The organism is Sphingobacterium sp. JUb56 (genome assembly GCF_014191365.1).
GTDB classification, from domain to species: Bacteria; Bacteroidota; Bacteroidia; order Sphingobacteriales; family Sphingobacteriaceae; genus Sphingobacterium; species Sphingobacterium anhuiense.
The window spans coordinates 3,835,532-3,847,790 of record NZ_JACHWL010000001.1 but is presented as its reverse complement, the minus strand read 5'-3'; the positions used below and the strand labels follow the sequence as shown (position 1 = coordinate 3,847,790).

The following is a 12,259-nucleotide window of genomic DNA, read 5'->3' as shown; positions in this document are numbered from 1 at the left end:
GACGTTTATGAATATCAGAACTACCATTCTATTTCGTGTTTATATCGCATTCGGTTTAATCGTCCTTGTGGCGATTGCTGTGTTTACGAAGCTTTTTCATTTACAGTATATTGACGGTGATAAATGGCGGGAGTTGTCAGATAGTTTATCCATTCAGGAGCGTGAGGTAGAGGCTGCTCGTGGAAATATCTACTCTAATGATGGAAGCTTATTGGCGACATCTGTACCTGAATACGAATTGCGCTTTGATGCTATGGCTATTCCGGAAGAGGAAAACGATTATTTCAATCTGAAAGTTGATTCTTTGGCGATTAAACTGTCGGGATTTTTTAAGGATAAATCTTCTAGACAGTATTTGACATTATTAAAACAGGCAAGAAATAAAAAGCAACGTTATGTCTTGATTAAGCGAGCTGTTTCGCATCAAGACCTGAAAGTTATTAGGAATTTTCCGTTGCTTAAAGCTGTTCGTGTTGGTAAAGAACGTTATCCTGGTGGTTTGATTACAGAGCGTCAGAATAAGCGTATTCTTCCGTTTGTTAATTTGGCTGCGCGGACAATTGGTTATAAAAATGTCAAAGAAAATATTCATGTTGGACTTGAAGGAGCCTATGGTGAATATATTGACGGAAAAAGTGGAAAACGCCTGATGCAAAGAATTGCAGGTGGTGTGTGGATTCCAGTTAACCGTGATATTGAAGTGGCTCCTGTAGATGGGGCTGATATTATCTCAACCATTGATATCAATATGCAGGATATGGCACAAAGGGCCTTGGAGAAGCAGATGATAGCAAGTAATGCTGATGAAGGTTGTGTTGTGATGATGGAGGTTAAAACGGGGGAAGTTCGCGCTGTTGCAAATTTTACGAAAGACAAAGATGGTGTCTACCGTGAAAAAATGAATATTGCGATTGCACAGAGTGCTGAACCAGGATCTACATTTAAACTAGCATCTTATCTGGCTGCTATTGATGATGGGTTGATCGATTCGAGTACTCATGTGAATGTTGGAAACGGAAACTGGCCGATCTACCGTCACACGATTAAAGATTCACATGCGCCTAAAAAATCAATAATGAGTGCGCAGGAAGCTTTTGAACAATCGTCAAACGTAGGTATTACGAAATTGATTTATGAGCATTATAAAGATAATCCAGGGAAATTTTCAGCTAAGCTGCATTCTTTTGGATTAGATCAGAAATTAAAATTACAAATAACGGGAGAAGGAGCTCCCTTGATAAAAACTCCAAAAAGTAAGAGTTGGAGTGGTCTGTCACTTGTACAAATGGCTTATGGCTACGAGTTAAAAGTGACACCATTACAGATGTTGACATTGTATAATGCCGTAGCGAATAATGGAAGAATGATTTCTCCGCTTTTTGTAAAAGAAATCAGACACCTAGGTAATACGGTTGAAAAATTTGAAGCAAGGGTTATTAATGAAAAGATTGCTTCTGATAAAGCCTTGGGACAAATCAGGGGAATGCTGGAAGGAACGATGAAAGATGGAACAGGGAAAACCTTGAGAAACCCATTGTATAGCTCCGGTGGTAAAACAGGAACGGCTCAAATGGCAGACGGTGCGATGGGATATCGTAATCGTAAATATCAATCTTCTTTTGCAGGATATTTTCCTGCTGAAGATCCAAAGTATTCGATCATCGTGGTGATTCGAAATCCGAGAAACGGATATTATGGTGCGTCAACAGCGGGACCGGTTTTTAAAGAGCTAGCTGATATGGTGTATGCAAATGATTTGGATATGCACAGTGCTTTTAATAGAAAAAAACTAAATACGTCGGCCTTGAATACGAAGGCTTTAACATTGAAGGGATCGCGCGAAGCGACTCAGAAGGTGTACGAGCAGTTAGGTTTAAAAATTGTGAATTGGAATTCAATTGCACAGAATGATTCAACAAGTTCAACGCTTGGAGTTCCTTTTGTGGAGTATCAAATAAAAGAGGGTGTAGTGCCAAATGTTATGGGAATGGGGTTGATTGATGCTTTGTTTGCTCTGGAGAATTCTGGATTTAAAACAAGCGTGATTGGAAAAGGAAAAGTGATTAAGCAATCTTTGATTGCAAGTCAGAAATTACCAATTGGTACAGGTGTAACAATAGAACTGAAGTAGAATGAAGAATTTAAAATCAATATTACATGCTATTCCTGTACAGGAGGTAGTCGGTCAACTAGATGTTGAGGTAGTATCGCTTTGCTTTGATTCGCGTCAGGTCGTGTTCGGAAGTTTGTTTATTGCCGTTAGAGGTGTACATACTGATGGGCATTTATTTATTGAAAAAGCAATTGCATTTGGAGCAAGAGCAGTGATCGTAGAAGAGTTGCCGACAGAGACGTTGGATTCTGTTGTTTATATTGTTGTAGCTGATTCAGCATTAGCTTTGGGTATTGTTGCATCTAACTTTTATGATAATCCGTCAAAGAAATTGAAATTGGTTGGCGTGACGGGAACGAATGGTAAAACAACTGTTGCGACGTTGTTGTTTCAGCTGTTTTCAGAACTGGGTTATCATGTTGGGCTTTTGTCAACTGTACAGAATCAGATCGGTGATCGTATTATACCTGCAACACATACAACTCCTGATCCTATTCAATTAAATCACTTATTGAGTGAAATGGTTGAAGAGGGATGTGATTACTGTTTTATGGAGGTAAGTTCGCATGCAGTAGTGCAACAACGGATTGCAGGTTTGAAATTTACAGGCGCTATTTTTACGAACATTACGCATGATCATCTGGATTTTCATAAAACTTTCAGTAGTTACATTAAGGCAAAGAAAAAGTTTTTTGATGATTTAGATACAGCAGCTTTTGCACTGACGAATGAAGATGATCGTAATGGACAGGTGATGTTGCAAAACACATTTGCTTATAAAAAGACATATGGTTTGCATTCTGGTGCTGATTTTAGCGCTAGAATTGTGGAAAGTCATTTCGATGGTATGTTGATGAACATCGATGGTCATGATGTTTGGGTGAAATTGGTTGGAGGCTTTAATGCTTATAATTTACTGGCAGTTTATGGAGCTGCTATTCTGCTGGAGCAAGAAACTGTTCGTGTATTGACTGCAATGAGTGTCTTGACTGGTGCAGAAGGACGCTTTGAAACCATGAAAGCACCGAATGGTGTCTTTGGAATTGTTGATTATGCACATACGCCTGATGCTGTTGAGAATGTATTGCAGACCATTGAAAAATTACGCAATGAGAGTCAGCAGATTATTACGGTACTGGGATGTGGTGGTGATCGTGATAAAACAAAAAGACCCGAGATGTCACAGTCGGCATTACGTTATAGTGATCGCCTGATTATAACATCAGATAACCCGAGAACGGAAGATCCGCTTGTTATTATCAAAGAGATGGAAGCGGGGGTTGCTCCTGAGCAAAAGAGTAAAGTTTTGTCTATTGCCGATCGTAAAGAGGCTATCCGAGTAGCATATCAATTGGCTAAGCCAGGTGATATTATTGTGGTAGCTGGAAAAGGACATGAAAAGTATCAAGAGGTGAATGGTGTACGCCATCATTTTGATGATAAAGAAATTTTAGAATTAACATTTAACGAAGAATAAGAATATGTTGTACCATTTATTCACATGGTTAAACGAATACGTGCACATTCCAGGAGCTGGACTGTTTCAGTATATTTCTTTCAGAACATCGATGGCGGTGATTGCATCATTGATCATCACGACTGTGTTTGGAGGAAAACTGATTCAGGTACTTCAGAATAAGCAAGTGGGAGAGACCATCCGTGATTTAGGATTAGAGGGGGAGAAAAAGAAACAAGGTACACCAACTATGGGTGGTTTGATTATTATCGCAGGTATTCTAATTCCGACTTTATTGTTTGCGAAGCTGACGAATATTTATGTCATCATTATGATCGTTTCTACACTTTGGATGGGAGCTGTAGGATTTTTGGATGATTATATTAAAGTATTTCGCCATAATAAGGAAGGTCTCGCTGGCCGTTTTAAGGTAATCGGTCAAACTGGTTTAGGTATTTTCATTGCATGTACAATGTATTTTCATCCAGAAATTGTCGTACGTCAAAATGTTGCGTCACCTACTTCGACTAAACCTGTTGAGGTTGTGATCAATCAGAGTACCGGTGAGAAGACTTATGCAGAGAATGTGAAATCATCGAAAACAAATATTCCTTTTTATAAGAATAACGAATTTGACTATGCTAAAGTGTTTAAGGTATTTGGACTTAATAGTAATGTTTTAACGTTTATTGTATTCTTGGTCGTTGTTGTATTTATTGTGACAGCGGTATCTAATGGTGCAAATATAACAGATGGTATTGATGGTTTAGCAACGGGTACTTCTGCAATTATTGGTGTTACACTAGCCATTTTAGCTTATGTATCCGGTAACGTTATTTTTTCAGACTACCTGAATATCATGTATATTCCTAATTCGGGAGAGCTTGTGATTTTTGCAGGTGCTTTTGTTGGGGCATGCGTTGGCTTTTTATGGTACAATACTTATCCTGCTCAAGTATTTATGGGAGATACGGGAAGTTTGGCTATTGGTGGTATTATTGCCGCTTTTGCAATTTTGATCCGTAAAGAACTGCTGATCCCGATATTGTGCGGTGTTTTCTTATTGGAACTGGTTTCTGTTATTTTGCAGGTTTCTTATTTTAAATACACAAAGAAAAAATATGGTGAAGGAAGACGTATTTTCTTAATGTCTCCTTTGCATCATCATTTTCAAAAGAAAGGTTATCATGAAGCTAAGATTGTAACCCGGTTTGTGATTGTTGGAATTATTTTGGCCATTTTGACCATCGTAACATTAAAAATTAGATAACAGTATGGCGAACATTTCATCAACATATTATCCACAGTCGGGAAAACTAATCGTTCTTGGAGCAGGTGAGAGTGGTGTAGGTACTGCTATACTGGCAAAACAGAAAGGTTTTGATGTTTTTGTTTCTGATATGGGAATGATTGCATCGCACTATAAAGTGCAGCTGGATGAAGAGCAGATTGCTTATGAGGAGGGCACTCATACCGAGGAACGTATTTTATTGGCGGATCTTGTTGTGAAAAGTCCCGGTATTCCGGAACATGCTCCTTTAGTCATTGCGTTGAAAGCTAAACATATTCCTGTTATTGCAGAAATAGAATTTGCTGCACAATATACCGACGCTAAATTGATCTGTATTACGGGATCAAATGGGAAATCGACCACTACCATGTTGACCTATGAGATGCTGAAGCATGCAGGTAAACATGTAGGATTAGCTGGAAATATCGGTAAAAGCTTTGCGCTGCAAGTAGCATGTGAGCAATTTGATGTTTATGTATTGGAAATTTCGAGCTTTATGCTGGATGATATGTACCAATTTAGAGCAGACATCGCTGTTATTTTGAATATTACCGCTGATCATCTGGATCGTTATGATTATAAGGTGGAGAATTACGTGGATTCTAAGTTTCGAATGATTCAAAATCAGACAAAAGACGATTACTTCATTTATTGTCTGGATGATCCACAAACAGCAGCAGGTTTAAAAAGACATCATACTGCAGCAATGCATTTGCCTTTTACACAGGAACAAAAAGTAGAATTTGGAGCATATTTGACTTCAATTAAAGATATTATAATTAACATACCTAATAGCGATACATTTACTATGAGAACGGAAGAGTTGTCTTTGACAGGGAAACACAATGTGTACAACAATATGGCTTCTGGCCTTATTGCTAAGGTTCAAGAGTTGAGAAATCAAGCTATGAAGGAAAGTATGAGCTCATATGTTAATATTGCACATCGTTTGGAGCAAGTAGCTTGTATAGGTGGCGTTAATTATATTAATGATTCAAAAGCAACCAATGTTAACTCGGTTTGGTATGCTTTGGAAAGTGTATCCACACCTATCGTTTTGATGTTAGGTGGCGTGGATAAGGGTAATGATTATGAAATGTTGCGCGATTTAGTTAAAAATAAAGTACGTGCTATTGTTTGTATCGGCAAAGATAATACGGCTATTCACGCCGCATTTGAAGATGATACGGAATTGATCGTAAACAGTTCTTCTATGAAAGATGCGGTGCAATTAGCATCTCATTTGGCTCAAAAAGGAGATACGGTATTGTTGTCGCCAGCGTGTGCAAGTTTTGACTGGTTTAAAAATTACGAAGATCGCGGTGATAAATTTAAAGCCGCAGTGATGGAGTTGTAGTGGATATAGGTTTTATAAATCTAAAGTAATTAAATATGGTAGAGCATCTACTTTCTAAATTAAAGGGCGACCGTTGGATATGGATTATTGTAATCCTGCTTTCGGGCTGGTCTTTGTTAGCGGTCTACAGTTCTGTAGGAACGTTGGCATATAAAGAAGGTAAGGGAACAGAATTATATCTGTTCAAGCACTTCTCTTTGATTGCTGTTGGTTTTGTGTTGATGTATTTATCGCATAAACTGGATTACCGTTATTATGCAGGTATTTCCAAATTGTTGATGGCGATAACGGTTCCATTGCTTTTATATACATTGATTTTTGGAAGTAAGGTGAATGATGCAAGTCGTTGGGTTACGATCCCTGTGATTAATCAGACGTTTCAAACTTCCGATTTGGCAAAGTTGGCATTGATTACGTTCTTAGCTCGTATGTTGTCTAGGAAGCAAGAGGAGATAAAAGATGTCAAGAAATCATTTATTCCGATCATGGGTGCTGTTTGTGGTGTCTTTGTTTTAATTGCTTGGGCGAATATGTCTACAGCAATTATGCTGTTTGGGGTATGTGTATTACTGCTCTTAATTGGACGTATTAGTTTTAAGCAGATTGCTATTGTATCTGCCGGCGTGGTATTGCTCGGAATAATTGTTGTTTCGATCGGTCCAAGACGAGCAACGTATTATAGTCGTGTCAAGTCTTTTATCGGGGTTGAAAAAGATAAACAGGAAGGTATGCCTGTTTCATTTCAGGATGATAAAAACTATCAGGCTAATAATGCGAAGATTGCAATAGCGACGGGAGGTGTTTTTGGTAAAGGACCAGGTAATAGTATTCAGAGAAATGTATTGCCACACCCTTATTCGGATTTTATATTTGCCATCATCATTGAAGAATATGGAACAATAGGCGGTGTCGTCTTAATTTTTCTATATCTCGCTTTGATGTATAGATGTATTCGTATTGTGACATTAAGCCCTAAAGCATTTGGTGCTTTTTTGGCCGCAGGGCTAGGCTTTAGTTTGACTATTCAAGCATTTGCGAATATGGCAGTAGCAGTAGGTTTGGGTCCGGTGACCGGTGTTCCGCTTCCCTTAGTGAGTATGGGAGGAACATCAATTCTATTTACCAGTATTGCATTAGGAATTATCTTAAGTGTAAGTAGAAATATTGAAGAGTTAAAAGGTAAACAGGAATTGGATGAACGACCAAAGGAAAAAAGAGTGGTCGTTGGTACGATTCCGGTATAAAAGATATAAAGAATGGCTATACGTGTGATCATAAGTGGTGGTGGTACTGGCGGACATATTTTTCCGGCAGTAGCAATTGCTAATGCACTAAAAGCATTGGATCCGCAAAATGAAATTCTTTTTGTTGGAGCTAACGGCCGTATGGAAATGGAGAAAGTTCCAGCAGCAGGTTATAAAATCGTGGGATTAGATATTCAAGGGATCAATAGACAACAGTTTTGGAAAAATATATTTTTACCGTTCAAGCTGTTTAAAAGCATGAACAAAGCACGTACAATTGTCCGTGAGTTTAAACCTGATGTAGCTGTTGGTGTTGGTGGTTTTGCTTCTGGCCCCTTATTGATGGTAGCAAATCGATTGCATATACCAACACTCGTACAAGAACAAAATTCTTATGCGGGAGTTACCAATAAGCGCTTAGGAAATAAGGCAGCTAAGATTTGTGTTGCTTATGAAGGTATGGAACAATTTTTTCCAGCAGAGAGATTATTGTTAACGGGTAATCCGATTCGCCGAGCTTCTATTGAGATTGAAGGTAAGCGTGAAGAAGCATTGTCCTTTTTTGGATTAGATGCTGATAAAAAGACAATTTTAGTCACGGGTGGCAGTCTGGGAGCACGTACTTTGAATGAAAGTGTAATGGCTTCTCTAGAGAAGTTTGATGATGCAGATATACAAGTGATATGGCAGTGTGGAAGTTACTATTTCGATCAATTAAGTCAAGAATTGAAAGATAAACTTTCTGGTCGTATTCATATGCTTGCTTTCTTGCAACGTATGGATTACGCTTATGCAGCGGCTGATATGATTATTGGCCGTGCAGGTGCTGGAACCATCTCAGAACTATGTGTGGTTGGTAAGCCGGTAATATTGGTTCCTTCGCCCAATGTCGCAGAAGATCATCAAACAAAAAATGCGATGGCTTTGGTGAATAAACATGCGGCGATATTAGTTAAGGATAATGAGGCAAAAGCAACATTATTTGACACAGCTATTGCTTTGCTCGATAATGAATCTGAATCGAAAGCTTTGGCTCAAAATATAAAGAAATTAGCGCTTCTTGATGCGGACATAGTCATTGCAAAAGAAGTTATAAAATTGGCAAATAAAAGGTAGAAATAATGAAAATTGACGCAATCAAACAAGTATATCTTATTGGGATAGGTGGAATTGGAATGAGTGGACTTGCTCGTTATTTTGCTCACTTAGGATGCGTAGTGAAGGGATATGATCGTACGGAAACGGAATTGACTAAAACATTAGTGTCCGAAGGAATTGAAATTTCGTATGTTGATGATGTCAATACGATAGATCCGATATTTAATATTTCTAATGAAGAAACATTAATCATTTTTACTCCTGCTATTCCTAAAGACTCTAAAATTAAACATCATCTGGAAGAAGTAGGGCATACGCTACATAAGAGATCTGAAGTTTTAGGCATCATTAGTGAAAGTCGTTTTACAATTGGTGTGGCGGGTACACATGGTAAAACGACAACTTCTACCATGGTGGCCCACATATTAAAGGATAGTGGTTTTGACTGCTCTGCTTTTCTAGGCGGTATCAGTTCCAATTACGATACAAATGTTTTGTATGGTAATAATGATGTGGTCGTCGTAGAAGCGGATGAATATGATCGCTCATTCTTAACCTTACATCCTAATATAGCTATTGTGACTTCAGCTGATGCTGATCATTTGGATATTTATGGTGATGCAAGCCAACTTTTGACGACTTTTCAAATGTATTTGGATCGAGTTGTTGAAGGTGGTACGCGTATTGTTAAGAAGGGTTTACCTTTTGAAAGTCAAATCTCGTATTCTGGACATGATGTTGCAGATGTTTATGCTTCTAATGTACATGTTAAAGATGGAGAATTTTATTTTGATTACATTTCAGGAGATGTAAAGATTGAAGATATTCATTTGGGAATACCGGGCACGCATAATGTTGAAAATGCTGTAGCGGCAATAACTGTTGCCCGTATTTTGGGTATTGCAGATGATAAAATAAAAGTTGCACTAACGAATTTTAGAGGTGTTAAAAGACGTTTTGAATATATCGTAAGAAGTCAGTCTGCTATTTATGTAGATGATTATGCACATCATCCGGAAGAGTTGCGTGCATTTTTGAGCTCGATGCGTAAGCTATATCCGAATAAGAAGTTGACAGTTGTATTTCAGCCACATCTCTTTACGAGAACCCGTGATTTTATAGAAGGATTTGCAGAAGTGCTTTCTATGGCAGATCGTGTACTACTTATGGAAATCTATCCTGCTCGTGAATTACCTATCGAAGGTGTAAATTCATCTTGGTTGTTGAGTAAAATCACGGCACCGGAAAAAGCTGTTGTTACAGCCGAGGAAGTATTGGCAATTGCTCAGCGTGAAAAACTGGAATTGTTGGTGACAGTTGGAGCTGGTGATATTGATAAATTAGTAAAACCATTGAAGGAAATTTTAGCACATGCTTAAATATTTACACAACATACGATGGAATCGCGTATTATATTTATCACTCTTTTTTTTAGGTGTGATAGCTGTAATCATTGTGATGTCCTTGGTCAATCGCAAAGATAACCTGCAAGTATGTCGTGAGGTAAATATTTTTATTGAAGGAAAAGAAGCTTTTATTGATCAAGGAGATATCTCTGCGCTTATCAGCAAAAGTTATGGCAATATAATTGGTAAGCCATTACTTGATATTCCTTTAGAAAAGATTGAAAAAACGTTGAAAAAGTTGCCTTACGTATCTAAGGCAACGGTTCATTTGGATATGGATGGTATTCTAGCCATTAATATCGCGCAACGGGAAGTCGTTATGCGTGTCATTAATAAGAATGGCCGGGAATATTATATCGATTTAAATGGATTGAAGGTACCAACTACATTGAAATATGTACCTCATGTTATGATTGCAACAGGTAATATTGAAGAGGGATATAAGAATCCTTTGGATTCGATTAGCTCTACACTGGTAAAAGATTTATTGCGAGTGACACAGTTTATCGAAAATGATGAGCTGTGGAGCAATCAAGTTGTACAGGTATTTGTTAACAATGATAAAGATATTGAATTGGTACCTCGGGTGGGAAATCAGCAGCTTGTTATCGGCACTGCCGATTCTTTAGACCAAAAGTTTAGTTTGTTGCAGACATTTTATAAAGAAATAATCCCTAAAGTCGGGGTTGACGCTTACAATAAAGTGAATGTAAAATATGCAGGTCAAATTATTTGTGAAAAACGTGGTGTTTGGACATTTGATGATCTGCATAACCCGGAGAAGAAAGTAAAGAATAACACATTATAGTATACAGCATCAATACAGAATATTATGAATCCAAAATCAGCAGAAATCGAAAGAGAGAACCCAATTATTGTGGGACTCGATATTGGTACAACCAAGATTTGCGTTACAGTTGGAAGACGTAGTGGCGGAAATAAAATAGAACTTTTAGGCGTTGGTAAAGCAGATTCGGCAGGAGTAAGCCGAGGTGTGGTCGCGAACATTCAAAAAACGGTGAGCAGCATTCTTGAAGCGGTTGAAATAGCCGAAAATCAATCAAATGTTGATATCAAAGTGGTGAATGTTGGTATTGCTGGCCAACATATCAAAAGTATTCAACATCGTGGTATTTTTACCAAGACTGATAGCGATGATGAAGTTACAAGAAAAGATATTGAACGTCTTATTTCGGATATGTATAAATTAGTGTTGCCTCCTGGAGAAGAAATTATCCATGTGTTGCCGCAGGAATTTACGATCGATAATGAGCCGGGTATTCGAGAACCGATCGGTATGGCAGGACGTCGCATTGAAGCGAATTTCCATATTATTTCGGGACGTGTTACGGATATTCGAAATATTAAAAGATGTATTGATAATTCAAATTTAGAGGTTTCAGAATTAATTCTTGAACCTTTGGCATCATCTGAAGCTGTATTGGATGATGACGAAAAAAATGCTGGTGTTGTTTTAGTTGATATTGGAGGAGGTACTACAGACGTAGCGATTTTCCATGAAGGAATCATTCGTCACACTGCTGTAATTCCTTTAGGAGGGAATATCGTGACGGAAGATATTCGTCAAGGTTGTTCTGTATTGAGAAGTCAAGCTGAGTTGTTAAAAACACGATTCGGATCTGCATTAGCTGATGAAAATAAGGAAAACGAAGTAATTTGTGTTCCCGGATTAAAAGGTCGCGAACCTAAAGAGATTTCAGTAAAAAATCTTGCATACATTATTCAAGCACGTATGGAGGAGATTATTGAGCATGTGTACTATGAGATCAAATCTTCTGGTTATGAAAATAAACTGATCGGTGGAATCGTTATTACTGGAGGTGGTGCCCAATTGAAACATTTGGTACAACTTGTTGAATATATCACTGGCATTGATTGTCGTATCGGTTTTCCTAATGAATACTTGGCAAAAAATGAAGTTTTGCCAAAGGCTTTGTATGAAGAATTGAAAAGTCCATTATATGCTACCAGTATAGGTTTGTTGATGAAGGGTATTCAGGCGCACGAGGATGAAGTAGAAACCAGAAGAGCGCCTAAAGTTGTGAAGAAGGATGTTGAGTCTGTGAAAGAGGTCGGCGAGCAACAACAGAAGGAGCATGGTTTGCTAACATGGTTCAAAAAATTAATGAAGGATGGCAATGAAATTGATGATGCCACTTTCTTGGATAAAAAATAGTTTTCAACACTTTATGTTTTTTTCCACATTTTAAACATTTGTGGAAAAAAATTGTTGAAAATATGTTATTATTACATTACGAATATTGAGTTTAGGT

General features: G+C 37.9%; 9 protein-coding genes. All 9 read left to right on the top strand.

Annotated features, from left to right (window positions below; genetic code table 11):
* Nucleotides 1–7 precede the first annotated feature (7 nt).
* The 9 genes from FHR29_RS16395 to ftsA are packed head-to-tail and all read left to right on the top strand — an operon-like array spanning nucleotide 8 to nucleotide 12,162.
* Nucleotides 8–2,131 carry a penicillin-binding protein gene (locus FHR29_RS16395; RefSeq protein WP_021189602.1) on the top strand — a complete coding sequence of 708 codons (2,124 nt, stop codon included), beginning with the start codon at nucleotides 8–10 and terminating at the stop codon, nucleotides 2,129–2,131.
* A gap of 1 nt (nucleotide 2,132) precedes the next feature.
* Nucleotides 2,133–3,590, top strand: coding sequence for a UDP-N-acetylmuramoyl-L-alanyl-D-glutamate--2,6-diaminopimelate ligase (locus FHR29_RS16390; RefSeq protein WP_183915812.1), 1,458 nt, complete (start codon nucleotides 2,133–2,135; stop codon nucleotides 3,588–3,590).
* 4 nt (nucleotides 3,591–3,594) lie between these two features.
* Nucleotides 3,595–4,839, top strand: coding sequence for a phospho-N-acetylmuramoyl-pentapeptide-transferase (gene mraY / locus FHR29_RS16385; RefSeq protein ID WP_021190263.1), 1,245 nt, complete (start codon nucleotides 3,595–3,597; stop codon nucleotides 4,837–4,839).
* Between the two features lie 4 nt (nucleotides 4,840–4,843).
* Complete coding sequence (murD, locus tag FHR29_RS16380; protein WP_183915810.1) at nucleotides 4,844–6,217, top strand: UDP-N-acetylmuramoyl-L-alanine--D-glutamate ligase; 1,374 nt, start codon at nucleotides 4,844–4,846, stop codon at nucleotides 6,215–6,217.
* 35 nt (nucleotides 6,218–6,252) lie between these two features.
* Entirely contained in the window at nucleotides 6,253–7,461 is a 1,209-nt protein-coding gene (locus FHR29_RS16375; RefSeq protein WP_021190261.1) for an FtsW/RodA/SpoVE family cell cycle protein, read from the top strand.
* Nucleotides 7,462–7,473: 12 nt separating this feature from the next.
* Nucleotides 7,474–8,577 (top strand): undecaprenyldiphospho-muramoylpentapeptide beta-N-acetylglucosaminyltransferase, encoded by a 1,104-nt coding sequence (gene murG, locus FHR29_RS16370; RefSeq protein WP_183915808.1) that lies wholly within the window; start codon nucleotides 7,474–7,476, stop codon nucleotides 8,575–8,577.
* Nucleotides 8,578–8,582: 5 nt separating this feature from the next.
* Nucleotides 8,583–9,938 (top strand): UDP-N-acetylmuramate--L-alanine ligase, encoded by a 1,356-nt coding sequence (gene murC, locus FHR29_RS16365; protein ID WP_183915806.1) that lies wholly within the window; start codon nucleotides 8,583–8,585, stop codon nucleotides 9,936–9,938.
* Nucleotides 9,931–10,773: a cell division protein FtsQ/DivIB gene (locus FHR29_RS16360; RefSeq protein ID WP_183915803.1), complete on the top strand. Its 843-nt coding sequence runs from the start codon at nucleotides 9,931–9,933 to the stop codon at nucleotides 10,771–10,773. Before murC ends, FHR29_RS16360 begins: the two co-directional genes overlap by 8 nt.
* Before the next feature lie 24 nt (nucleotides 10,774–10,797).
* On the top strand, nucleotides 10,798–12,162 hold the full coding sequence (gene ftsA / locus FHR29_RS16355) for a cell division protein FtsA (protein ID WP_132844597.1): 1,365 nt from the start codon (nucleotides 10,798–10,800) through the stop codon (nucleotides 12,160–12,162).
* The last annotated feature ends 97 nt before the right edge of the window (nucleotides 12,163–12,259 follow it).